This window comes from Sphingomonas aurantiaca, from assembly GCF_003050705.1.
Lineage (GTDB): Bacteria > Pseudomonadota > Alphaproteobacteria > Sphingomonadales > Sphingomonadaceae > Sphingomonas > Sphingomonas aurantiaca.
On sequence record NZ_QAOG01000007.1, the window covers coordinates 157,212 to 178,904 of the forward strand.

The 21,693-nt window shown below is 64.2% G+C and carries 24 protein-coding genes; 9 read left to right on the forward strand and 15 right to left on the reverse strand.

The window, feature by feature from the left end; genetic code table 11:
• Positions 1–199: 199 nt before the first annotated feature.
• The 10 genes from C8J26_RS17700 to C8J26_RS17745 are packed head-to-tail and all read right to left on the reverse strand — an operon-like array spanning position 200 to position 8,343.
• Positions 200–1,264: a TrbL/VirB6 family protein gene (locus tag C8J26_RS17700; RefSeq protein ID WP_244185377.1), complete on the reverse strand. Its 1,065-nt coding sequence runs from the start codon at positions 1,262–1,264 to the stop codon at positions 200–202.
• A gap of 45 nt (positions 1,265–1,309) precedes the next feature.
• A complete protein-coding gene (locus C8J26_RS17705) occupies positions 1,310–1,582 on the reverse strand; it encodes a hypothetical protein (RefSeq protein WP_107959497.1) in 273 nt (90 codons plus the stop codon).
• A gap of 2 nt (positions 1,583–1,584) precedes the next feature.
• On the reverse strand, positions 1,585–2,310 hold the full coding sequence (locus C8J26_RS17710) for a TrbJ/VirB5 family protein (protein WP_107959498.1): 726 nt from the start codon (positions 2,308–2,310) through the stop codon (positions 1,585–1,587).
• A gap of 1 nt (position 2,311) precedes the next feature.
• The gene (locus C8J26_RS17715; RefSeq protein ID WP_107959499.1) at positions 2,312–4,678 is read right to left on the reverse strand and encodes a VirB4 family type IV secretion/conjugal transfer ATPase; all 2,367 of its coding nucleotides are present in this window, start codon (positions 4,676–4,678) and stop codon (positions 2,312–2,314) included.
• The gene (locus C8J26_RS17720) at positions 4,671–5,012 is read right to left on the reverse strand and encodes a VirB3 family type IV secretion system protein (RefSeq protein WP_107959500.1); all 342 of its coding nucleotides are present in this window, start codon (positions 5,010–5,012) and stop codon (positions 4,671–4,673) included. Before C8J26_RS17720 ends, C8J26_RS17715 begins: the two co-directional genes overlap by 8 nt.
• Positions 5,005–5,340 (reverse strand): TrbC/VirB2 family protein, encoded by a 336-nt coding sequence (locus C8J26_RS17725; RefSeq protein WP_244185378.1) that lies wholly within the window; start codon positions 5,338–5,340, stop codon positions 5,005–5,007. The genes C8J26_RS17720 and C8J26_RS17725 overlap by 8 nt, the downstream gene beginning before the upstream one ends.
• A 9-nt stretch (positions 5,341–5,349) precedes the next feature.
• Entirely contained in the window at positions 5,350–6,678 is a 1,329-nt protein-coding gene (locus C8J26_RS17730; protein WP_107959502.1) for an LPD7 domain-containing protein, read from the reverse strand.
• Positions 6,675–7,280, reverse strand: coding sequence for a lytic transglycosylase domain-containing protein (locus tag C8J26_RS17735; RefSeq protein ID WP_107959503.1), 606 nt, complete (start codon positions 7,278–7,280; stop codon positions 6,675–6,677). The genes C8J26_RS17730 and C8J26_RS17735 overlap by 4 nt, the downstream gene beginning before the upstream one ends.
• Entirely contained in the window at positions 7,277–7,630 is a 354-nt protein-coding gene (locus C8J26_RS17740; RefSeq protein ID WP_107959504.1) for a hypothetical protein, read from the reverse strand. Before C8J26_RS17740 ends, C8J26_RS17735 begins: the two co-directional genes overlap by 4 nt.
• Positions 7,627–8,343, reverse strand: a complete 717-nt coding sequence (locus C8J26_RS17745) for a lysozyme family protein (protein ID WP_244185379.1) — start codon at positions 8,341–8,343, stop codon at positions 7,627–7,629. The genes C8J26_RS17740 and C8J26_RS17745 overlap by 4 nt, the downstream gene beginning before the upstream one ends.
• 396 nt (positions 8,344–8,739) lie before the next feature.
• Here C8J26_RS17745 and C8J26_RS17750 point away from each other — a divergent pair, with 396 nt between their 5' ends.
• The 3 genes from C8J26_RS17750 to C8J26_RS17760 all read left to right on the forward strand — a co-directional run bounded on the left by C8J26_RS17750 (position 8,740) and on the right by C8J26_RS17760 (position 10,886).
• Positions 8,740–9,390: a hypothetical protein gene (locus tag C8J26_RS17750; RefSeq protein WP_244185380.1), complete on the forward strand. Its 651-nt coding sequence runs from the start codon at positions 8,740–8,742 to the stop codon at positions 9,388–9,390.
• A gap of 50 nt (positions 9,391–9,440) precedes the next feature.
• Entirely contained in the window at positions 9,441–9,764 is a 324-nt protein-coding gene (locus C8J26_RS17755) for a single-stranded DNA-binding protein (protein WP_107959506.1), read from the forward strand.
• 252 nt (positions 9,765–10,016) lie between these two features.
• The gene (locus tag C8J26_RS17760; protein WP_107959566.1) at positions 10,017–10,886 is read left to right on the forward strand and encodes a DUF7146 domain-containing protein; all 870 of its coding nucleotides are present in this window, start codon (positions 10,017–10,019) and stop codon (positions 10,884–10,886) included.
• 42 nt (positions 10,887–10,928) lie between these two features.
• Here C8J26_RS17760 and C8J26_RS17765 read toward each other — a convergent pair whose 3' ends face one another.
• The 3 genes from C8J26_RS17765 to C8J26_RS17775 all read right to left on the reverse strand — a co-directional run bounded on the left by C8J26_RS17765 (position 10,929) and on the right by C8J26_RS17775 (position 12,413).
• Positions 10,929–11,552: an SOS response-associated peptidase gene (locus tag C8J26_RS17765; protein ID WP_107959507.1), complete on the reverse strand. Its 624-nt coding sequence runs from the start codon at positions 11,550–11,552 to the stop codon at positions 10,929–10,931.
• 50 nt (positions 11,553–11,602) lie between these two features.
• Positions 11,603–11,872 carry an HU family DNA-binding protein gene (locus C8J26_RS17770; RefSeq protein WP_107959567.1) on the reverse strand — a complete coding sequence of 90 codons (270 nt, stop codon included), beginning with the start codon at positions 11,870–11,872 and terminating at the stop codon, positions 11,603–11,605.
• 211 nt (positions 11,873–12,083) lie between these two features.
• A complete protein-coding gene (locus C8J26_RS17775; RefSeq protein WP_244185382.1) occupies positions 12,084–12,413 on the reverse strand; it encodes a hypothetical protein in 330 nt (109 codons plus the stop codon).
• A 307-nt stretch (positions 12,414–12,720) separates the two neighbouring features.
• On the opposite strand from C8J26_RS17775, the gene C8J26_RS17780 reads away from it, so the two are divergent.
• The 4 genes from C8J26_RS17780 (at position 12,721) to C8J26_RS17795 (ending at position 18,744) form a co-directional block, all read left to right on the forward strand.
• Entirely contained in the window at positions 12,721–13,482 is a 762-nt protein-coding gene (locus C8J26_RS17780) for an ImuA family protein (RefSeq protein WP_208631448.1), read from the forward strand.
• A 163-nt stretch (positions 13,483–13,645) separates the two neighbouring features.
• Positions 13,646–15,187, forward strand: coding sequence for a Y-family DNA polymerase (locus C8J26_RS17785; protein ID WP_107959568.1), 1,542 nt, complete (start codon positions 13,646–13,648; stop codon positions 15,185–15,187).
• Positions 15,184–18,453 (forward strand): error-prone DNA polymerase, encoded by a 3,270-nt coding sequence (locus tag C8J26_RS17790; protein ID WP_107959509.1) that lies wholly within the window; start codon positions 15,184–15,186, stop codon positions 18,451–18,453. Before C8J26_RS17785 ends, C8J26_RS17790 begins: the two co-directional genes overlap by 4 nt.
• 3 nt (positions 18,454–18,456) lie before the next feature.
• Complete coding sequence (locus C8J26_RS17795; RefSeq protein ID WP_107959510.1) at positions 18,457–18,744, forward strand: hypothetical protein; 288 nt, start codon at positions 18,457–18,459, stop codon at positions 18,742–18,744.
• 99 nt (positions 18,745–18,843) lie between these two features.
• On the opposite strand, the gene C8J26_RS17800 is transcribed toward C8J26_RS17795, so the two are convergent.
• Positions 18,844–19,134, reverse strand: a complete 291-nt coding sequence (locus C8J26_RS17800) for a DUF1488 family protein (RefSeq protein ID WP_107959511.1) — start codon at positions 19,132–19,134, stop codon at positions 18,844–18,846.
• A gap of 6 nt (positions 19,135–19,140) precedes the next feature.
• On the reverse strand, positions 19,141–19,428 hold the full coding sequence (locus C8J26_RS17805) for a hypothetical protein (RefSeq protein WP_107959512.1): 288 nt from the start codon (positions 19,426–19,428) through the stop codon (positions 19,141–19,143).
• A 586-nt stretch (positions 19,429–20,014) separates the two neighbouring features.
• Between C8J26_RS17805 and C8J26_RS17810 the strand changes: the two genes are divergently transcribed.
• Together C8J26_RS17810 and C8J26_RS17815 are read left to right on the forward strand one after the other, a co-directional pair.
• Positions 20,015–20,347 carry a helix-turn-helix domain-containing protein gene (locus C8J26_RS17810; protein ID WP_107959513.1) on the forward strand — a complete coding sequence of 111 codons (333 nt, stop codon included), beginning with the start codon at positions 20,015–20,017 and terminating at the stop codon, positions 20,345–20,347.
• Entirely contained in the window at positions 20,344–21,630 is a 1,287-nt protein-coding gene (locus C8J26_RS17815) for a type II toxin-antitoxin system HipA family toxin (RefSeq protein WP_107959514.1), read from the forward strand. Before C8J26_RS17810 ends, C8J26_RS17815 begins: the two co-directional genes overlap by 4 nt.
• Positions 21,631–21,693: the final 63 nt, after the last annotated feature.

The following is a 21,693-nucleotide window of genomic DNA, read 5'->3' on the forward strand; positions in this document are numbered from 1 at the left end:
CAGGATCGACCCGTAGAGGTTGGCGGGACGCCGGTGTTTGCCGTCGCACACCGAGACAGGTCTGATATGAGTCCCGGTGCAGCCGCCAAGCACAAGCGTGCCGATCGCCACGATGGTCAGCCTTTTCATGACGTCTCCGTTCGTAAGGTCCCGCGCCCGGCGGTTCCGTGGTTCATGGTCTTGGACGCGCCAGCGGTCCTCAAGTGGACCGAGAGGCCGAGCCGCCCGTGGCGCCCCCTCCTGGCGGGGGACGGTTCGCCTGCGTCGCGCGCCGGAACATCAGCCGGTTGGTCAGCATGTTCGCCCCGGTCTGCAGGAAGCCATGGCCGCCAGAGGACGCACCCCCCGAGATACCCGCGGCGATGGCCGGCGATTGAAAGAAGAAGATCGTGCCGACGATGTAGATCGCCGCGCAGGCGATCGTCGCTACGAGCATTACGGCAGCTTTCAGAACGATGTAGCCGTTCTGCGCCATGACGAAGGAGGAGCCGTCTTCGGGGATCGATCCCATGATGCCGTCCATGGCGGCTTCCTGGAGGCCGGTGATGAACTTGGTCATGATCGCCATGACGACCATCAGCAGGATGAAATTGACGGTCTGCTTTAGCCAGCCGTCGAATAGCCAGCGGGAGGAGTTGAAAAGCAGACATGCCAGCGCAAGCGGCGCGAGCGCGACGCAGATCGCAACCGACAGTTTGGCAAAAATGACGATGCAAAAGCCGATCGACGCCGACATAAACGCGAAGATGTAGAGGACGGCAACGCACAGATAGGTGATCAGGGTGGCGCTGAGCTGGATCACGGGTGTGCGAAAGTCTGTGATGCCCTTTTGCTCTTGCGATTGAACTTTCAGGTTCGCATTGACCAACTTTTCCGAGAGCTTGCCGGTATCGGCGACATAGGTATCGAAGGTGGTTCCCGGGTTGGTGACGGGCGTGCCCGATCCAGTCGCGATGATTTCGCTCGGCAAGTTGGTGACCACGTTCACCACAAACGCCGAATAGCCAACCGCACTGGCAGCCGCGAGGGCGAACCCGACCTTGCCGGCTTGGAATACAAGCTCGCGAAGTGGAGCCTGGATAGCCCCTCGTAGCACGGCAAAGCCGAGCAACAGGAAGTAGATGATCGCCGCCAGGGCCAAAGGCGCTGCAACGAAACTGACGAGCCCCGCCCCGAAGCTCGCAACCGAGGTCGCTATGGCGGTCTCCACATACGAATACATCGTCGTGAACAGCGTCATGATGTTGGGTGGGCCGGCAGCCATTGAGTGAGGTTCCGATCTTCGGCGATCAAAGCGCAGCGATTAAATCTACTTCTTGCGGATCGTGTTCTGTTTGAAGAAGTCCGCCTCTTCGTTGCCGGCCTTGGTCTGAGCGACCGAGATGGTCGCGTCTCCGGTCGTCGCGCACATCTTGGCCTTCTGATCTGCAGGGAGATGGCTGTACTCCCCCGCATCGCACTTCGCCTGCCACTGCGAGAGGAGTTGAGGACCGGCGATCAGCTCCTTGGCGGTAGGCACCACGACGTTCTGTTGGCATCCGCAGACGACGAGCAACGAGCAGAGGGATAGTATCTTGCGCATGATCACTTCCTGATCGTGTTGGCACTGAAGAATGCTGCTTCATCGCGACCGGCCGCCACTTGCGCTGCGCTGATCTGCATGTTCGCCTGACCGGCCTGCGCCATCTGGATCGCCTGCATCTTGAGCAGATCGTTTTGCAGCTGTGCCTGTTCGACCGAGATTCGGGCTTGGAGGTCCATCACGTCCTTGGGATCTTTGGCATACGACAGTTGCTCGCGGAGCTGGTCGAGGCCTTGCATCCGGGTCTGGGCGATGCTGAGCGTATTCTCGCCCAGCGCGGCCGTGGCGGCCGATGAGCTGGTCGCATCCTTGAGCGCCTGGTTGTAGGCTAGGTCTGCGTCGGAGGACGACGTTGCCGGCAGCGCGTAACGAGACTGGATGCTTGATGCGAGCGAACCGAGCGAACCAATCTTCGACAGGTCGCCACTGAGCAACGTCGAGGCGTCGATTGTTGTGTTGGGCAGGATGTTGCGCACCTGCGCGTTGAGCAATTGCGGGGCGAGCGCGTTGACGTTGGTCAGCTTCTGAAGCGAGCTGAGCGTTGTCGTCGCCGTCTGGATCTGCTGCTCGCCCTGCTGGATCATTTTGATCGTGTTCTGGACCTGGGCGAGCGCTTGCACATAGGTAGAGGTGTCGAACACAGGGATGCCCTGTGCAGCGGCCGGCGACGTAAACGCGACGATCGCGACCGGCGCGGCTGCAACCAAGATGATGCGCTTGAGCGACATGTCAGCTTCTCCTTTGGTTGGCATAGAAATGCGGCAGCCACGCCGCAGGATCGTTGCCCGCCAGGGCAATGGCCTCCTCCATGGCGACGAGGGTTTCCTCGCGGCCAGAAAGCACTTTCAGCTCATTGGGCATCCCGCCGAGATCGAGCTTCGCAACGATCGAGGTATGCCCTTGCTTGACCAGAAAGGTCCGGCTCTCCGGCGTCAGGTCTTCACGGATCAGCCGATACTCCGCATCCGTCAGGCCGAGCCCGTCGCAATAATCCGATCGCTTGGCGTCCGAGTTTGGAAGCAGGATCTTGGTTGTGGTCTGCTCGATGATCGAGTGCGCGATCGGCGAGCGCAGCGCATCGGCCGGGGACTGCGTGCCAAATACCATGAAGGCGTTGCGCTTACGGAAGGTCTTGAGACCGTCCTGCGCGAACGCCCGAAAGGCCTCGTCCTGAAGCGCCTTCCAGAACTCGTCGACGTCGACCACGACACGCTGCCCGTCCAGCAACTCGTCAACACGGTGGAAGAGGTACAACATCGTGGGAGTGCGGATCTCAGGGTTCTCCAGGAAGTCCGTCATGTCGAAGCCGATGAACCGCGCCGACATCGACACTTCGTCCTGGGGACCGTCAAAGGCCCAGCCGAGCGGGCCGCCAAGACACCAGCGCTCCAGCCGGGCGCCGATGCCCTCGGCATCGGCGTAGCCGAGCATCTCGCGCAGGGCGCTGAAGGAGCGCGACGGCGCTGGCAGCCGCATCACCGCCTCGATACCCTCGTCGATCAGTCGCTCTTCCGCGACGCTGAGCGGCCGGTTGTCCCGGCGTACCAGGACACGAATGAACTGCCGCAGAAACGCGATGTCGTGCGGAGACGGGGTGAGACCCTTCAACGGCGCGAAGCCGGTGGGCTCGCCGTCGCGCAGCGCCAGATAGGTGCCGCCACAGGCGCGCACGAAGATCTCGGCACCGCGGTCCTTGTCGAAGAACACCTGTTTTGCGCCGGTCTTTTCGAGCTGCGCTTGCAGGAAGTTCTGCAGCACCGTTTTGCCGCCACCCGTTGGCCCGATGATTAGCGTGTGGCCGATGTCGGCCCGGTGGAAATTGAACCAGAAGGACGAGCCCGCGCGCGTCTTGAGCAGCGTTACCGCGTCGCCCCAGTGGTTTCCAGACTTGCGGCCTGCCGGGAAGGTGTAGAACGGGCTCAAGCCTGCGAAATTGCGCGTGTTGATGACCGCGGGGCGCGCGCGCATCCGAAAATTGCCGGGAAGCTGCGCCCAGAAGGCGGCCTCCAGCGCGACGTCCTCGCGCGCCATCACCATGCCTGTATCGGCCGCTGCCGATCGTGCGATCGACAAGCGTTCCAGCAGCCGCTTCGGGTTCTCGTCGATTACCGCGATCGAGAGGTGATGCTCGCCCATGGCGAAGCGGTTCGCCATCAGATCGTCGACGCCGTCGAGCAGCTCCTCCGCCTGGCTGACGCCGGCATCGTCCGAGGAGACCATTTGCTTGTATTTTTTGGTGAACCGCTCGCTCGCGACCGACTTCACCAACGGCGCGAAACTCTGGGTCAGCACGAACGGAAAGTCGAGGGTGAGCAGGCTGTTGAACTGACCGGTCCTGGTGCTAGCGACATACTCGCGCACGCCGAACATGCCGAGGTAATGCGACGTGTGCGGCAGACGGATCTCGGCCGCCTCGCGACCGAACACCACCCGTGACGCATACAGGGCTTGACCCAGCCTGCCATCGAGCAGCGGCATGCGGATGCGGTCGCCGGTCAGGATGAAGTGCAGCACCTCCATCGGTCGCGAAAACAGGATGCCGTTGTGCTCATACATCGAGAGCGGTTCCGGCGCGACATCAGCGAGCAGCGTTTCGAAGTCGCGGCACTTGTCCGCCATGATCGTGAGCGCGCGATCGTCGATCTCGGCGTTGGCCTTCCGCTTCGAGAAAAGCCGCGTCACTTGGTCGCCGGCCATGCTCGACGGCCGGACGATGATCGTAACGTAGAACTCGTTGTGGTAGAGGACCTTCTCCTTCAGCGTGGCGGCGTATTTCTCCTGCAAGGTTCGCGCGAAGTCGGAGTGGAAGTCGCCGCCGAGAACGGGGTCTGTGGCTGTCCGCACGAGATGGGTCCACAGCGCAACGCGATCGTCACCGATCGAGCGCCACGCGATGTTGAGCTTGTTATGCCAGGTGTTGAGGTCGCCGATGTCGCTGGTCTCGAACGGCCGCCCATCGACGCGGTACATGCGCATAAGCGAGCCGTCCCCGAGCGCAACCAGCGTGTCGTCGACGTGCCGCGTGTAGGGAATGAACTTGATGTCATCCGTCTCGCGCACCGCGATTTTCTTATGCCTCAGCTTGGAATCAGTCATTGCCGAAATGCTTTCGCTTCACGCCTTTGGCGAGGCGAACCGGAGAGTAGCTCCCGCCACCCCAGAACTTGCGGTTCTTGGATAGAAAGCCGGTCTGGAACCACAGGCCCCACAGCCGGAAAGCATTGAAGTCGTAGTGACAGATCATGCGCGCCGGGAAGTAGAGCGCGCCGAACAAGGCGAGGGGGTAGAACGGATTGTGGAAAATCCCCCAGATCACCATGCAAACCATGATAATCGGCAGGATCGCCTCGAGCGGCAATCCCATGAACACCGATGGCCTGGTCAGGGCGAGGAACACCTTATCCTCGGCGAGCTTCTCCGCGTCAGCCACCCGAGCTGCTCATCCAGCCGACGATCGTAGTGGCCGAGAAGATGATGCCAATACCGATCAGCACCGAGACCGCTTTTCCCCAGTCCATCCGACCGGTCAGCTTGGCATAGCCGACCGCCATGACGGCGATGACGCCGACCACGGATGCGACCGTGGTCATCCACGTCTTGATAGTGTTGAGGCCGCCTTCGATCGCGGTCCCATCGGCAAAGGCAGGCTGAGCGATTGAAATGAGGGCGAGCGCACCGACAAAGCCGATGACCTGCCGGGCGCGGGCGTCGGACATCATCCGGCCCATGCCTTGAGTGAACTTCATACGGGTCTCCATGGCTTGAGGTTACCTCTCGAAATCGTGGGTGGGGCGGATCGGCTCGACCTGGCGAACAGGCGCCGGGTCGCGGACCGAAACATCCAGGCCGCGCCGCAGCACGTCCGAGATCATGTGGCGGCTCTCGATGCTTGCGGACGCCATCCGGTCCGTGTCCCCAGCGAACGCCGCACCGAGATGCTGATCCATCGCCGCCTGCGCCTGCAGCGCATTGGCGAGGCGCGGTTCGGCGGCAATCCGCTCCGCCCCGCCATGCAGGAACAGTTCGGCCAGTTCGTTATCTTCGTGACGTCGCTCAGGCGCGGCCTGATGAAGGCGCTCCTCCCGGACGATCTGGGGTTCCTGTTCGGGCTGTCGCTCGGGCGCAGCCGTCGCTTCGCCGGCCAAGCGGTCTTCGGGCCCGGCGGCGAGCGCGCCGCCGAGCGGCACGTTCGCACCGGCTTCTCGGGCGACTTCGTGCCGGTTGAGCCCGGAGCGGACGATGTAGATCGCATCGGCGACCTCGCCGTCCCACGCGCCGTCGCGCGCCATTTGGCGCAGATCGTCGGGTTCATAACCGGACCTTGAGAAGGCGCTGACCAGCGTCGGGCTTTCCAAGGCCCGCTCCAGCGCCCCGTTCAGCGCATCCCTGTTCAGATCGATACGTTCGGCTTGAACCTCCCTCCGCAAGGGCTCCATGTCCTCGCTGACCGCCGCGTAGAGCGCCTTGCGATCCTGCGTGTGGACGCTCACCGTCAACAGGAGGCGCTTGTCTGCGTCGGACAATTCGGTGCTGCTTCCGCTTGGCAACGGCTGAGGCGCGCCGTTCCTTTCCGCGTCGGCCGACGGCGCGAGGACTGTCGCCTCCGTCGCCCCGACAGCCGCCGTCGGAGCGACGGGTTCGACAGTCGGCGCCGGCTTCTCCGCCACCTCACGGTCGCGTCGTGCAGAATAGGTGCGACGCAGCTCTTCCATTCGCGCCTGTTCGTCGAAGCTCGGCTCATAGCCTTGCACGGTCAGGCCTTCGCGCGACGCCGCCGTCCACACGGCCTGACGAAACTCAGGCGAACCTTCGACGTCGATCCCCGCCCAGCCATTGTGCTTGGCGATCGTGACCAGGGCCGAGACGGTGTCGGGATCCTCGTTTCGGGCAATGATGCGATCGCCGGCAATCTCGATCGACGGATTCTCACGATCTGTCGGCAGGAACATGCCGACGCGGCGCTCGCTGCCGTCGGACGGCTCGATGATCCGGACCTGATACCGTGTCGCCAGCTCAGGCGGGATCTGGAACGCAGCTTGTTCGGCTTGCGTCTGCGCGTCCAGGCCGCCCCGCGCAACGCTGTTATCCGCGCTCATTTGAAGACCTGAACCGCGCTGGAATCGATCTGCCCCACCACCCAGCTAGCTTCGTCGATCCCTTGCTTTGCCGAGGCGGGCGTGGCGGTCGGCGCCGACGCCGACGCCAAGCCCGGGATGGGCGGGGGTGTCTGGATCGTCCCCATGCTGCTCGCCGCCGACCAGACCCGACCGACATAGCCGTTGCGGAAACCGCGCGTCAGCGTGCCGGTGTTGTAGAGCGAATAGGTCGCGGAAATCGCGTCCAGCCCCGTATAATGCTGGCTCGCGAGGCCATATCCCGCCCGCAGCATTGAGGATGCGAGCCGCAAGTTCGTACAAGGGTCGAAGGCCTGCTCGACGGTGACACCCAATCGCGCGAAATTGGCCGAGTTTATCTGCGCCAGCCCGACATCGACGGTATAGCCGGCCGCCATGTACCGCCGCACCAGCGCGGCACCGTCGGCGACAGACGCGGCGCGGACACGCGGCCCCTTGTTGATATTAATCGCCAGATCGTCGCCGCCGCTTTCGGTCACGACGAGGGGAGCAACCGCCTCGGTCGCGATCTCAGGCGCGCATTGCTGCGCAAGCATGGTGATCGCGGTGACGGTGTGGATCATCGCTGCGTCACCGTCTGGTAGAGGGTGTCGAGCGCGTACCGCGAGGTTCCGCCATCGGCCTGCGTCACGCTCAGGTCGTAGCCGTGCTTGGCCTTTTTCATTTTGACGCCGATCCCGGTGCAGGTCGGGAACGAGCTGCCGATAGCGAGGGCGTTCCAAAGTTTCGTGATCGGCGGGACGCACTCGACATATTTCGTCGGCGAACCGGGTGTCGCAAGGCAGAGGACCACCTGACACCCCCAGTCCGACGCGTAGGCGGGTTGTGGGGCCGCGACCGCCACGACGCCGGCCACGCAAAGCGCGATGGCGCCAGTAGTGCCGCCGAGCTTGGTCGTCAGGTATCGGATCATGAGCCACCTCCATGAACTGCGCGCCACTCTTCGGTTGCGAACACGTCCCACTGCGCTGGTGCATTGGCGGCAAGGGCGAGGGCCGAGGCCGGCGCGGTCGGTGCGGGGGCCGCCTCAACTCCGGCGGGCGTCGGCGGGGACGGCGCGTCGCCTTGTGCGACGGTGATGATCCAGTCCTCGTCGCCTTCGATCGGTCGGGTCCGGTCGATGACCTGTCCGGGTCGCGCGAACGCCACATGCCAGTGGTTCGCGTGACCGCGATCGCCCGGCCCGAGCAACTCGATGATACGGATACCGCTCTGTGCCATGAGGGCCCGGATCTTCTGGCGGTCGATCGCGTGGACGCCGCCTGCGGGAACGAAATCGACCGCCTGGCCGAACTTGTGCCAGCTATACCGCGCGCCGTAGCTGGCGTTCATCGGGCGGATCGTATCGGTGATCCGCGAGCCAAAGGCGCGACGGACCAGGGCTGCGACGTTCGACACCGAGGGCGCGCTCACGGAGCCAAAAGAAGACCGGTCGTCGTCAATATGAGAGAGCGCGCACGCATCAAAAACCGTTGCCGGCGTGATACCGTAAGTCGCGAAATCACGCCCGCGGATCGCCAGCGGCCCCGCCTCGAAGTCCGCGCCCAACGCGATCAGATCATGCAGCGTCGCCTCTGCGTCAGCTGCGTTGCCCGGCTGCCTGGCGAGAACCGCGCCCGAACGCACGGAGACCGCGAGGGACGCGGGAGATGGCGTTCCGGCCCCGGCTAGCCCGGCGGCACAGAGTTGAATTGCCTTGGCTACGATACTCGCCGGAAGCACATCAATGCACCGTTATTGGATTAGACCCGAGCAGTTGTCGGTGACTTAAAGACATCCGCATCAAAAGGTTAGGCCTGAAGATACCGGCAAACAACGACATGTTTGGAACGAACCAGGCACGATTATGGAGCGATACAGCATAATCTATTGCGACTGGAGGCGCGCTGGTGCTATCTGATCATAGGTTACGCGACTCAAACGGCTTTCGAAAACTGTCAGTATGGCCAAGGCCTAGCTGACTTGTTTGCAGAGTGATTTGGCGGTGACGGAGAAGACGGTGGATATACGGGCGGTGAGCTCTTGAGGCTGCAAGCTTTTTTGGGCGGGTTGGCGCTCTTGATTGCCATGGCCTTTTGGTATCGGCCAACCGACGACAAGCGGGCTGTGAAGCGAGGTGAGGTTTGGACCTGCAGCGCCGCCGCGACGCACGACTTCTGCGATGCCGTCACCGGCCTATCGAAGGCGGTCCGCAATCCCTTCTTACGGGTGGACCGAACCAGCATTCTGCCGCCCCGCGACACGCCAGGGGCCGTCGATCCCTCTATCACTCAGGCGAACATCGGCACGACGATCTGCCGACCCGGCTATGCCCGATCGGCCCGGCCCGCCTTCGCGGTTACCGCGCCCGTCAAACGGCGCTTAATGGACACGCAGCATACGGGCGAGTCCTTTGCCGATTACGAACTCGACCACCTGATCCCGATCTCGCTTGGCGGCGCGCCGCTCGACCTACGCGATCTTTGGCTCCAGCCCCGGCGCGGTCAGGCGAACGCGGCCGATAAAAATGCCTTGGCCTATGTCTTGTGGCGACTGGTTTGCGAGCGCCGCGTGCCACTTCGGACGGCGCAGCAGGCTATCCGGCACGACTGGACAAAGGCCTACGACACCTACGCAACGCCCGAGAACATGGCGCGCTACCACTTTCGGCATCGCCAAGAGGAGCGTGACTAGCCTCGCACCGGTAGCCGGATCCGACCCCAACACCGACGAAGGAGGATATCATGCCACAGAATATTGCCGAGTTTCGGATTATCGGTCGCATCGGCAAAATCACGGCGCGCGAGAAGGTCACCTATGTGAGCGTCGCCGCCAATTATAACCGGCGCGATGGCGACGACTGGAAGACCGATACGCTATGGAACAGCGTCGTGTGCTTTTCCAATGTCGGCCCCCAAGTCGAGGCGGCCGGGAAGGGCGATCTGGTGCATGTCACCGGCCGGGTCCGCGAGAGCAACCACGGCGAGGGCAACGAAGTTTCCTACCGCACCGAACTGGTTGCCGACACCTTCTCGATCCTGACCAAGGCTGAAGGCGAGCATAGCTGATGGGGGGCGGGAGCGGCTTGGCCGCACAACTCTACCTTACGCTGCGCTGCGACCGAGCCTGCCTGGCGGTCTCAACGCGGTCGGGTGACGATCCTCGCTCGGGTCGACACCTGGACGAAGGAGATCGTCGCGCTGCGCGCGGCCAATCGTCTCCTGCCGACCATCCAGAGTGGAGGATGCCGCCTGGCCTTCGGTGATATTTTCCGGAGGCCAAAAGTGACCGAAACCTATCAGCTTCACAGGACGTGGCCGATGGCGAGACTACCGCTCGATGCCGAAATTCGAGCAAGGAACATTGTCGAACAGCTCGGCGGGGTATGGCGTGGCACCCGCGGCGAATGCCGCTGCCCAGCCCATGATGATGGCTCACCCAGCCTGTCCGTCCGGCTCGGCGATTCGGCCATCCTGTTCCACTGCTTTGCCGGCTGTACAGTGCCCGAGGTGCTCAAGGCGCTTCAGCGCCGGAAGCTCCATGACCGTTCTGCAGTGGCAATGCCGGCGGGAAAACCAAAGCGCGACATGGGCGCGCTCGCCATGCGTCTCTGGAACGCCAGCGCGCCGATCGCGGGCACGCTCGCTGAAGACTACCTCGTCGCCCGCGGCCTCTCCGCGCCCTATCCCAAGGCTCTACGCTTCAACCCGGCGACCATATTCGGCTCCGGCGCCGACAGACGCGTCATGCCCGCGATGATTGCCGCGGTCGAAAACGACCTCGGTCTCGTCGCGGTTCAACGTACCTTCCTCGCTTCCGATGATGTGCTGCGAAAGCCCATCCCCAAGCCGAAGGTTGCGCTTGGGCTGCTCGGCACAGCTGCGATCCGGCTTGCGCCCGCGACCGACGAACTGGGCCTTGCCGAAGGGATCGAGGACGCTCTGTCAGCAACGCAGTGGTTCGGAACGCCGACATGGGCGCTGGGCGGTGTCGAACGGCTCGCCTTCGTCGCGATCCCGGAGAAGGTGCGGCGTGTGATCGTCTATGGCGATCGAGGCCGCGCGGCCGAACGCCTGCTCGAAAAAGCGCGCGATCACCTGACGGCGAACGGGCGCGAGCTCATCAGTCGCGTGCCCGAGGATCATGACGACTGGAACGACGCCTGGCGAGCGCACTGGGGAAGTGCATGAAAGCGCAGCAGCGGCAGCTGAATTGCGCGGATCATGGCCGCGTCAGCCGAGCCCCATCAACTGGGAAGGGTAGGGGGCAACGAGCCCCTTCAGATCGTCCCATGGTGCCGATAGCCAGCGATCATAGTCGTCGTCGTGCAAAACCACCGGCATCGCCTTTGGATAGATCGGCGCGACGATCGCATTCGGCTCGGTGGTCAAAAACCCGTAGGCGTTTCCGCGCTCGGTCGGTCGCCAAATCCCGGCAAAGGCAAAAATCGGGCGGCTTGGCACGTGGAACCAGTGCAGCGGCTTCTTCCTGTCCTCACCGGGCGCGATTCCGAACTCTGAAAATGCCGTCACCGGCACCAGGCAGCGGCGTGCCGGCGTTGTCAGCATCGACCGCCAGAAGCTGGAGCTGAGATTGCGCACGTTGGTCACGTACTTGGTGAGCTTTACGCTTGCGTCGCGCTTGCTCGGCACCTGGGTCGTTACACCCCACTCCATCCGCTCGATCTTCCGGTCGGCACCGTCCTGGATGACCACTTGGCCGTAGAACGGTGTCTTCTTGCCCGTCGGAAAGATGTCGGGAGCCGGGTAAGTCTCGTCCGGCTCGTAAGGCGGCCGGATGCCGAACGTCGCGGCGATCTCTGCCTGCGTCGCCGTCAGCCTGTATCGATTGCACATCCGGACACCCTATGGTGGTGCCGGCGAGCTTGCCCGCCGGCACTCTGGTTTTAAAGCTTGTCCTTCAGGCCCTTGGCGGGCGTGAACGAGACCTTCTTGGACGCCGCGATCGTCATCGCCTGGCCGGTCGACGGATTGCGACCCTGGCGCTCGGGACGATCCTTGACCGAGAACTTGCCGAAGCCGGCGATCGAGACCTCTTCGCCCTTCGCGGCTGCGCCTGCTATGTGTTCGAACACGGCGGCAATCGCGGCCTTGGCTTCTGCCTCGCTCGTGCTCGTCGTACCAGCGACGGCCTTGACCAGTTCACCCATATTCATGCTCATGTACTTCCCTTGTGAATCTCACGCGACCTTAGCTATGACGAGCAACGTTTCAACGACGCTGCGCAACGCGGCCGACATCGCGGTCTTTCGCTCGACTGTTCGAACGTTGGCAAATCATCACGTCGTCGAGGGTATCGGACTGCGTACGGACAGGAGCGTCCGCCCAACGGGTGCCTCGGCAGATGCGAAGCCTTGGCGTGGCCACCTACCGTGCACCCCGCTCCCGGGTGACGCGCGGATCCTCATACAGGTCGCGGATCGCGCGCAGGCGAAAGACGTTCCACCAGCGCTGCCATCGATGCTCGGCCGCATCGTGGATCATATGGCAGCGCTGGCAGAGCGCCGCGAGATTGCCGGGCATGCTGTTGCCCGGATCGTGGTCGAGATGCGCGCAGGCGAGCACGACATAGGTCGTTCGCACCGACTTGAGGATGAAGTCGCCCTTAAGCGTGATCCGCTTGCCACCCGCTGAGCGCCAGCACGCAGCCTCTGCGTCCCACCAACGACCGTCGCCAAGATGGGCTACCCGTCGCATGTGCGGTCTCGAGCAATGCTCGCAACGCGCGCCGGCTCGGTCGAACCGGATCACGTCGGATAGCTGCCGCCAATCGATCGGGTAAAGCCAGCGGTTTTCGGGGCGGATCGGCATCTCGATTCTATGAGTCAGCCGGTGGCAGAACGAAAGAGAAATCTTCCTGCTTTGTTTGCCTTACGTTGCGCAGCCGTTCCGTCCCGCAGTCATCCGTGGAATCCCGATTTGGTCGAACCGCTTGCCGGAATCGCCTTGACGGAGCGCTGCCATAGGCGGAACATAGGGGGAACAATTCGAGTTTCAGCTTATCATGTTTGCCGCGTCCACTAACCTCCAGCACAGTCTCGCGCAGCTGCGAACGATTGCGGTTCCCGTCGCCGACTACCGGGTGTTGCCGTTCGAAATCCAGGGAATCGATAGCCGCCTGAGTGGCGGGGGCCTGCGCACGGGGGCGCTCCACGAGGCCGCAGCGCACAGCTGCTCGGTCGTCGACGACGCAGCCACTACGCTGTTCCTCGCCGGCATTGCGGCACGGGAGTCGGCCCGGACCGGCGGGCCGGTATTGTGGGCGAGTTGCCGTAACGATCTTTACGCCCCCGGCCTCGAGCAGGCGGGCCTTCTTTCCGCAAACGTGATCTATGCGCAGCCGCTCGATGACTCAGCGCTGCTGGCCGTCATCGAAGACGCGGTGCGCGATGGCACACCGTCTGCGGTTATTGCAGAAGCACGGCAGGTTTCGATGGTGGCGACGCGCCGGCTTCAGCTGGTCGCGGCCGACGCAGACATCCCTGTGCTCCTCCTTCGGCGACGACGCGGGCGCGAGCACGATCCGCTCGGCGAGCCGTCGGCCGCGTGGACCCGCTGGCGGATTGCCAGCGCGCCGTCCCAACGCCTGAACGTCGCCGGGGTAGGGCGGCCGCGTTGGTCGGTCGAGCTTGCCCGCCAGCGCAGTGGCACGTCGTTTTCTATGATCGTGGAGGGGTGCGATGAGACGGGTTGTCTCGCTGTTCCTGCCGCACTTGGCCATCGAACGGCTGAGACGGCTGGACCGGCACGCTATGCCGCGGCCTAGGCCCGTCGCGCTCCAGCTTCCTGTCGACGACAATCCCGGCGCCTGTTCCGTCCCGCGTGGTGGCGGTTGGCGACCCGGTGCGCGCTGGGCCCGTACGGACGCGCCGGAGAGCACCGACGTCGAAAGTCAGATCGCAGCGCTCCCGGCACATGCGAAACCGCCGATGCGCGAACTCGGCCGGCGCTCGGAAGCGGCGGTCCACCCGTACCGCGGCGATGCGCCAGCACACCAAGCCATGTCGGTAGAAGCAACGGTTGCCGCCTTCCATGCGTCGCCGCTCGCGTTGATCGGTAAGGTCGGTCGGCGGGAAGAGGTCGTGGCAGCCTGCGCTTCGGCTGCAAGCCTAGGGATCGTCGTCGGCATGGCCGCAACGCATGCCCGCGCCTTGGTGTCGGACCTGGATTTCCGACCGGCTGAGCCGGAAGCAGATGCGGCGTTGCTCGACCATCTGGCGCTGCGCGCCGTGCGTCGTTGGACACCGATCGCCGCGGCAACACCACCCGACGGGCTGTGGCTCGATCTGACCGGCTGCGAGCATCTTCATGGCGGCGAGGAGCGCTTCTGCCAGCGGCTGCGCGCTTTCTGTCAGCGCGCCGGCTTCACGGCCCGTGTTGCGGTTGCGGATACGCCAGGCGCTGCGCATGCAGTCGCTCGCTTTGGGCGCGCCGCTCTCACGATTGTGCCGTCGGGGCGTACCGTCGAAGCGCTTGGACCTTTGCCGATCGCAGCACTGCGTTTGAACAGCGTAGCGCTGACCGCTGGCCGGAAGTTCGGGTTCGAGACGGTCGCGGATCTCCTGCCCGTTGCCCGGGGGCCGCTAGCGCGCCGTCTCGGCCTAGCCGCGATCACACGGCTCGATCAGGCTCTGGGCGGCGTTGCCGAGCCGATCACGCCGCGCGAGGATGCAGAGGTGCCGGTCGTCGAACGGCGCCTGCTGGAACCCATCTGCACCGCGGAGGCGATCGAGCGCGTCATGGGAGACCTGCTCGCCGATCTCGCCGAGGTGCTGCAGGCAAGGGGGCTCGGCGCTCGCGTCTTGCGGCTGGTAGGGCTGCGGATCGATGGAGGCGAGCAAGTGGTCGCTGTCGGCACGTCCCGTCCGACGCGGGAAGTGTCGCATCTCCTACGCCTTCTGAAGCTTCGCATCGACCGGATCGATCCCGGGCTCGGCATTGAGCAGTTCACGCTGGTCGCACCTCACACAGAACCGCTTGATGCCATCGACCTGGGAGCCGTGCTCGCAGACGAGACATTGGTGCGCGATCCTGCCCGCTTGGTTGACGTCGTCGCTGGCAGGATTGGCGCGCGCGCGGTGTACCGCCTCGCGCCCGTCGAAAGCCATGTGCCCGAGCGCGCAGTGATTCGCTCGGACCCTGTCGACGCACCCGGCGGCTGGCCAGAATGGGTTCGCCCCGTTCGGTTGTTCGCAAGGCCAGAGCCGCTGGCGCGCGTGATAGCTCTGCTGCCGGATCAGCCGCCCCGGCGGTTCGAATGGCGCGGCACGACCTACATGATCGTCGCCGGCGACGGCCCCGAGCGCATCCACGGCGAATGGTGGCGCCGCGACGCCGAGGTCTGGGCGGTGCGCGATTACTACCGTGTCGAGGATGACAAGGGCGGCCGCTACTGGGTGTTCCGACGCGGTGATGGCTTCGAGAGCGAAACCGGCGATCTCAGCTGGTGGATGCACGGCGTGTTCGCATGACCGATTATGTCGAACTGCAGGTGCTCACGCATTTCTCACTGCTGCGCGGCGCGTCGAGCCCGGACGAGCTGTTCGCGGCCGCCAATCTGCTTGGCCTGGATGCCCTGGGGCTATCGGACATCGGTTCCGTCGCCGGGGTCGTGCGGGGCTGGGAGGCGCAGAAGGCGACTGGCGTGCGGATGATCGCCGGTGCCCGCGTCGATCTCGCCTGTGGGCGCCGGCTGCTGCTCTATCCGACCGATCGGCCCGCTTGGTCCAGGCTTACCCGGCTGCTGACGGTCGGCAAGAAGCGAGCGGGCAAGGGCAAGGGCAAGTGCGAGCTGCACTGGCACGATCTCGTGGCCTGGTCCGAAGGAACGGTCGCTATTCTGCTCGCCGAGGACGCCAGCGACCATAATGCGGTCGCGCTCGCCGAGCTGAAAACGGTGTATGGCAAGCGCGGCTATATGGCGCTGTACCAGCGGCGCCGGCCGAACGACGCGGTCCGTATCCATGCACTGGCCCGCCAAGCCGCAGCCGCAGGCGTACGCGCGGTCGCCACTGGCGACATTCTCTATCACGCGCCCGAGGCGCGGCTGATGCAGGACGTCGTCACTGCGGTGAGAGAGAAATGCACGGTCGACGAACTCGGCTATCGCCGAGAGGTGAACGCCGACCGCGCGCTCAAGTCGCCGGCCGAGATGGTTCGACGGTTCAAGGCGTACCCGGACGCACTGCGCGCCAGCGTCGATATTGCGCGCGCCTGTACCTTCGATCTCGGCGAGCTGGCGTACCAATACCCGCATGAGCGGCTGTTGGAGGGGCTGAGCGCACAGGAAGCGCTCGAGCGCTTGGCGCTGGAGGCCGCCGACCGGATGTTCGATGGGGCGGTGCCCCAGGCGTACACCGATCAGATCACCCACGAGCTGAAGCTCATCGCAGAGCTTGCATACGCCCCTTATTTTCTGACCGTCTACGCGATCGTGCGTGAAGCACGGCGCCGCGGAATCCTGTGCCAGGGGCGGGGGTCTGCCGCGAACTCGTGCGTATGTTTCGTGCTCGCGATCACCTCGATCGACCCGATCAAGCACGAACTGCTGTTCGAGCGGTTCGTCTCGGGCGAGCGCCGTGAGCCGCCCGATATCGATGTCGATTTCGAGCATGAGCGGCGCGAAGAAATCATCCAGTGGATTTACGAAACCTACGGCCGCAACCACGCCGCGCTGACGGCTGTGGTGCAGCGCTACCGCGCGCGCGGCGCCGTGCGCGACGTCGGCAAGGCGCTGGGGTTGCCCGAGGACCTGACGTCGTCGTTGGCGGGTCTGGTCTGGGGTTGGTCGGCCGAGGGCGTCGGCGAGAAGCAGGTCGATGAACTGAACCTAGATATGGGCGATCGTCGGTTGCGGCTTACGCTCGAACTCGCCCGCAAGCTGATCGGCGTGCCACGCCATATGTCGCAGCACCCTGGCGGGTTCGTGCTCACCCACGACCGGCTCGACGACCTCGTGCCGATCGAGCCTGCCGCAATGGTCGACCGGCAGATCATCGAGTGGGACAAGGATGATATCGACTCCCTGAAGTTCATGAAGGTCGATGTGCTCGGCCTCGGCATGCTTGGCTGCATGAACCGCGCCTTCAACATGCTGGAGCAGGACAAGGGCATCCGCATCGGTCTGGGCGACCTCCAGGATGACGATCCGGCGGTGTACGCCATGATCCAGAATGCCGACACGCTCGGCACCTTCCAGATCGAAAGCCGTGCGCAGATGTCGATGCTGCCGCGGATGAAGCCGCGCCGATTCTATGACCTCGTGATCCAGGTCGCGATCGTCCGACCCGGCCCAATCCAGGGCGACATGGTGCACCCGTATCTGCGCCGACGTGAGGGGTTGGAGAAGCCCGAATATCCCCGGCCCGAACTGCGCGCTGTGCTGGAAAAGACGCTCGGCGTGCCACTGTTCCAGGAGCAGGCGATGAAGGTCGCCATCGTGGGCGCCGGCTTCACGCCGGCCGAGGCGGATCAGCTGCGCCGCGCCATGGCGACCTTCAAGGTCACCGGCGGCGTGTCGCATTTCTCGGAAAAGCTCGTCGAGGGCATGGTCACGCGCGGGTATCCGCGCGACTTCGCCGAACGCACCTTCCGCCAGCTCGAGGGCTTCGGCTCCTACGGATTCCCGGAGAGCCACGCGGCGAGCTTCGCCAAGATTTCCTACGCCTCGAGCTGGATGAAGCATCACCATCCCGACGTCTTCTGCGCCTCGCTGATGAACGCGCAGCCGATGGGGTTCTACGCCCCCGCGCAGATCGTGCGCGACGCCCAGGCACACGATGTTCAGGTCCGGCCCCCGTGCATCAACGCGAGCCGCTGGGATTGCACGTTGGAGCCGACAGGCGGCCGCTATCTCGCGGTGCGGCTCGGGCTGCGCCAGGTGCGCGGACTGTCGAACGCCGACGGTGCCGCGATCGTTGGCGCGCGCAGCACGACATTGTTCGACTCCATCGAGGACGTGTGGCGTCGATCCGGCGTCCAGCGCGAGGCGATCGAGAAGCTCGCTGATGCCGATGCGTTTCACGCGTTCGGCGCCGACAGGCGGCAGGGCCTGTGGAAGGTAAGGGGCCTTGGCGAGGCGCCGCTGCCGCTGTTCGCGGCTGCGGATCGCTTGTGTGAGACGATCAGCGCCGAAGGGATCGAACCGTCCGTCGCTCTCCGTCCGTTGACGGACGGGCGCGAGGTGATCGAGGATTACCGCTCGCTTCAGCTGTCGCTGCGGGCGCATCCGCTGACGTTCGTCCGCGATGAGCTGGCCAGGCGTGGCGTGACCAAATGCGGGGAGCTCACGAATATCCGAGATGGCCGGCACGTCGAGGTCGCCGGCATCATCCTGGTCCGGCAAAAGCCCGGGTCCGCCAAGGGGGTGTTGTTCATCACGATCGAGGACGAGACCGGAATCGCCAACGGCATCCTGTGGCCGGACCGGTTCGAGCGGCAACGCCGCACGATCATGTCCGCGTCGATGATCGGCATGAAGGGCAGGGTGCAGAAAGAGGGCGAGGTGATCCACGTCATCTGCGACCGGATCATCGACCATGGGGACCTGCTGCACCGCGTTGGCGAGATGTCGTTCCCTCATCGGACCGGCCGCGGCGATGGGGCCAAGCATGCCGGATCGCCTGACCGGGGTGACGCGGGCTGGAAGCCGGAGCCGCGGAACTGCTACTGGCCGCCGCACGCCGAGGGCATGGATCCCGAGGACGCGGTGCGTTTCAAATCGCATGACTTTCGTTGAGCGATGGCAAAGCTCGCTCGCCACCAGCGCGTCGTCATTGCGCTATCGGTCCATATCCTGCGGAGCGGCGTCGCCCGCTGCTCGGACGCACGCGTGGACGGCGCGGAGGTTCGCTTGGCGCTTCGGTGCCTGCTGCCGCACTGCCTGGAGCGATGGCCGCTCGAGCTTTATTGGGATGCGGCGCGCCAGGAGAATGAGATCGGCAGGGCACAGGGGGTGACCGCTGCGTTCAACGGCATTGTCCGTCAGCTGCGCCGTGCGGGCCGATATGAGGAAGTGCTCGATCAGTGAGAAGGAGTGGCCGCCTGCATCGTCGGCTGAAACGCCTGGGGGTGGCGCCCGTTTGGATGCGACGGATCGATCCGGCTGGCGGTTCCTTCCGCCACGGCTTCAGCCTTCTACGTCGGCCGCAGTCAGCAGGATCGGGGGCTCCCCGCCGAGCCGCTTGACGAACTCGCGCTGTGCTATGCGGTGAATGTCGCTTTCGAACTCGATGAAGACCTCCAGGGCAGTTTCGGAATCGACAGTATCGCGATCAGGATCGAGAAGCTGTGTCAGAGCCTCGCTGGTGATGAGGAATTCAACGACCCCTAAGTTGGTGGTACCCGTGAAACCGACGCTCTCGCGTTCGGCAACCCAGTAATAGTCCCCCATCTCGAAACGGACGCTGGGATTGGCCATGCCGGCTTACTCCTCGGTTGTGCTGGAAGCCGGCAGGTGCTCCGCCAGTGCTGCGATACCCTCACCGGTAAATGTCGTGCTGGAGGCACCCTCGATCTGGACAGGATGCTCTACCGTCAGGACGGCCGCGGCTTGATGCTCGGGGTCCAATCCGCGCCAATCGCGAACTGCTCGCTCGAGGTTGGTGACTTCAGCGACGTCACTATCGCCGCGCGGGACGTTTTCGAGCGACGCGCTCATCCGCCAATTGATCTCGGGCGTCTTCGCGCTTTCACCCCAGGTCGCTTCTGTCATGATCGTCTACCTTCTCGCGTCTGGTTCTGGCGCAATTTCGATTGTAGCCCGACAGGGCGCGTCCGTGCCAGTCCGAAGCCCACAATCCTCGAGCTTCAAGGGCCGCGAGGGGCGACCGCGATGATATCGAGCTTTCGCAGGGCTCGTGCCATGCGTTTGGCATCGAGCAGCGCGATGCCTTGTGCTGGAAAGGCGCTGGCGAGCTGGCGCGCGGTCAATGGCGCCGACACCTGACCTAGAACGGCAAGCGCTGCTGCGTGCACCTCAGGGGGTGAAGCCTTCAGGGCGTCTAGGGCTTTAATTCCGACTCGTGAAGGTTGCTCGGTCTGATCGGTAGACCAACGACATACCCCCGCGCTGCGACAGCACGTAGCACGCCCAGCGGTACCGGTTACCTGAAGAGCAAGCCGCCACGGCCGACGCTCTGCGTGGGATTAACCGTTCTATCGATGCCACCCGAGCAGGCACTTGCATTCGCCCCTCTCGAACCCGGGCAACGCGGCTCGAACCGGCTATCTCGACCGGCAACGTAAGGTCGTGTATAACGTACCGTATTGGCCTGATGGGCGCTTATATGAGACGCTAGATGCGATCGACTGTCGCTGATACTCTGCCGCCGCGCGTGCGGCGGAGCTTGACGAAGCTAGGCGCCGATATTGCGCTGGCGCGCAAAAAGCGCAGCCTCACGGTGGTCATGATGGCCGAACGCATCGGCGTGGCCAAGAGCACATATCTCAAGCTGGAAAAAGGCGACCCGACCGTCGCGTTGGGTACATACGCCATGACCTTCTTCGTTCTCGGGTTTGGCGAGAGCCTTGGAGAGATCCTCGACGCCAGAAACGACGAGCAAGGTCTGGTGCTCGACGTGGAGCGCATGCCGCAGCGCGTTCGCCGACCCAAACCGCCGGTTTCGCTATGAGGCGGACCATCGGCATCCAGATTGGCGACGAGGCGCGCGTCGTCGGATTGCTGCACTACAATCAGCAGGGAAGCCGCGAGAGCGCGGGCTTCGAATATGATGCCGGCTGGCTGGCCGACCCCGACCGCTTCGCCCTCGAGCCCGCGCTGCCGCTCGTTGCCGGCCCGCAGTTTCACCGCAAGGCAGGCACTGGCTCTGTCTTCCATGCCGCCATCGCCGACACCGAGCCAGACGGATGGGGTAAGCGCGTCATTCAGCGAGACCATGCCAAGCGACGGCAGGACGCCCGCCGCCGCGGCGAGGAGGTCAACGCCCGCGCCTTGAATGGCCTCGATTATCTGTTGGCGGTCGACGACGTCAGCCGGGTCGGCGCGCTGCGTCTCGTCGACGAGCAAGGGATCGCGCAGCGCGCGACCGAGGATGGTCGCCGCACCACGCCACCCCTCATCGAGCTGGGTCATCTCTTGGCCGCCAGTCGCGCGGTCGAGACCAACACGGAAACCGCCGCCGATCTCGCCTATCTGCGCGGTCGCGGCACGTCGCTCGGCGGGCTACGCCCCAAATGCACCGTCATCGATGACGAGGGGCATCTTTCGATCGGCAAGTTTCCGAGCGTCGCCGACGAGCGTTCTGTCACGCGAGGGGAGGTGCTGGCGATGCGGCTTGCCCGCCGCGCCGGGATCGACGCCGCCGAAGCCCGGCTGGTCGAGAGCGATGGCGACGCAATCGCGCTGATCCGACGGTTCGATCGGCCCGCCGGGGGCGGGCGGTTGATGTACGTTTCGGCGGCGACGATGATTGGCGCGGAGCCTGGAGACGCACAGGAACACGCTTACACCGAGATCGTGGACGCGCTTCGTGTGAACGGAAGCAACCCCACTGCCGATATCGAGGAGCTATGGCGTCGGATCGCCTTTTCGATCCTGATCACCAACGTCGACGATCATCTTATGAACCACGGCTTCCTGCACGTCGACAGGGGACTGTGGCGGCTGGCGCCGGCGTTCGACATCAATCCGTTCCCGGAGCGGCTACGCGAGTTGAAAACGTGGGTCTCGGAAGAGGTCGGCCCTGAAGCTACGATCGACGCTTTGATGTCCGTGCTACCCTACTTTCGCCTGACACAATCGCGCGCGAAGGAAATGCTGTCGCAAATTGAGCAGGCCGTCGCGGGTTGGCAGGACGAGGGACGTGCGCTTGGCATGACCGGTGCCGACCTCGACAGCTTTGCTGATGCTTTCGAGCACGGTGAGCGCGCCGCGGTACAGGCGGTGCTGGCTTAATGAAACGCTAGACGTTCCAAACTATGAACAAGTGAAGGAGCTGACGATACTCCCGGTACATTC

Coding starts and splice junctions, on each gene's coding strand:
- C8J26_RS17810 (WP_107959513.1), top strand. CDS start 20,015: ATGCGATCGACTGTCGCTGATACTCTGCCGCCGCGCGTGCGGCGGAGC.
- C8J26_RS17785 (WP_107959568.1), top strand. CDS start 13,646: ATGCGCGAACTCGGCCGGCGCTCGGAAGCGGCGGTCCACCCGTACCGC.
- C8J26_RS17740 (WP_107959504.1), bottom strand. CDS start 7,630: ATGATCCGATACCTGACGACCAAGCTCGGCGGCACTACTGGCGCCATC.
- C8J26_RS17705 (WP_107959497.1), bottom strand. CDS start 1,582: ATGCGCAAGATACTATCCCTCTGCTCGTTGCTCGTCGTCTGCGGATGC.
- C8J26_RS17715 (WP_107959499.1), bottom strand. CDS start 4,678: ATGACTGATTCCAAGCTGAGGCATAAGAAAATCGCGGTGCGCGAGACG.
- C8J26_RS17775 (WP_244185382.1), bottom strand. CDS start 12,413: ATGCGACGGGTAGCCCATCTTGGCGACGGTCGTTGGTGGGACGCAGAG.
- C8J26_RS17710 (WP_107959498.1), bottom strand. CDS start 2,310: ATGTCGCTCAAGCGCATCATCTTGGTTGCAGCCGCGCCGGTCGCGATC.
- C8J26_RS17815 (WP_107959514.1), top strand. CDS start 20,344: ATGAGGCGGACCATCGGCATCCAGATTGGCGACGAGGCGCGCGTCGTC.
- C8J26_RS17790 (WP_107959509.1), top strand. CDS start 15,184: ATGACCGATTATGTCGAACTGCAGGTGCTCACGCATTTCTCACTGCTG.
- C8J26_RS17725 (WP_244185378.1), bottom strand. CDS start 5,340: ATGGAGACCCGTATGAAGTTCACTCAAGGCATGGGCCGGATGATGTCC.
- C8J26_RS17765 (WP_107959507.1), bottom strand. CDS start 11,552: ATGTGCAATCGATACAGGCTGACGGCGACGCAGGCAGAGATCGCCGCG.
- C8J26_RS17735 (WP_107959503.1), bottom strand. CDS start 7,280: ATGATCCACACCGTCACCGCGATCACCATGCTTGCGCAGCAATGCGCG.
- C8J26_RS17795 (WP_107959510.1), top strand. CDS start 18,457: ATGGCAAAGCTCGCTCGCCACCAGCGCGTCGTCATTGCGCTATCGGTC.
- C8J26_RS17760 (WP_107959566.1), top strand. CDS start 10,017: ATGGCGAGACTACCGCTCGATGCCGAAATTCGAGCAAGGAACATTGTC.
- C8J26_RS17805 (WP_107959512.1), bottom strand. CDS start 19,428: ATGACAGAAGCGACCTGGGGTGAAAGCGCGAAGACGCCCGAGATCAAT.
- C8J26_RS17800 (WP_107959511.1), bottom strand. CDS start 19,134: ATGGCCAATCCCAGCGTCCGTTTCGAGATGGGGGACTATTACTGGGTT.
- C8J26_RS17700 (WP_244185377.1), bottom strand. CDS start 1,264: ATGGCTGCCGGCCCACCCAACATCATGACGCTGTTCACGACGATGTAT.
- C8J26_RS17730 (WP_107959502.1), bottom strand. CDS start 6,678: ATGAGCGCGGATAACAGCGTTGCGCGGGGCGGCCTGGACGCGCAGACG.
- C8J26_RS17780 (WP_208631448.1), top strand. CDS start 12,721: ATGTTTGCCGCGTCCACTAACCTCCAGCACAGTCTCGCGCAGCTGCGA.
- C8J26_RS17770 (WP_107959567.1), bottom strand. CDS start 11,872: ATGAATATGGGTGAACTGGTCAAGGCCGTCGCTGGTACGACGAGCACG.
- C8J26_RS17755 (WP_107959506.1), top strand. CDS start 9,441: ATGCCACAGAATATTGCCGAGTTTCGGATTATCGGTCGCATCGGCAAA.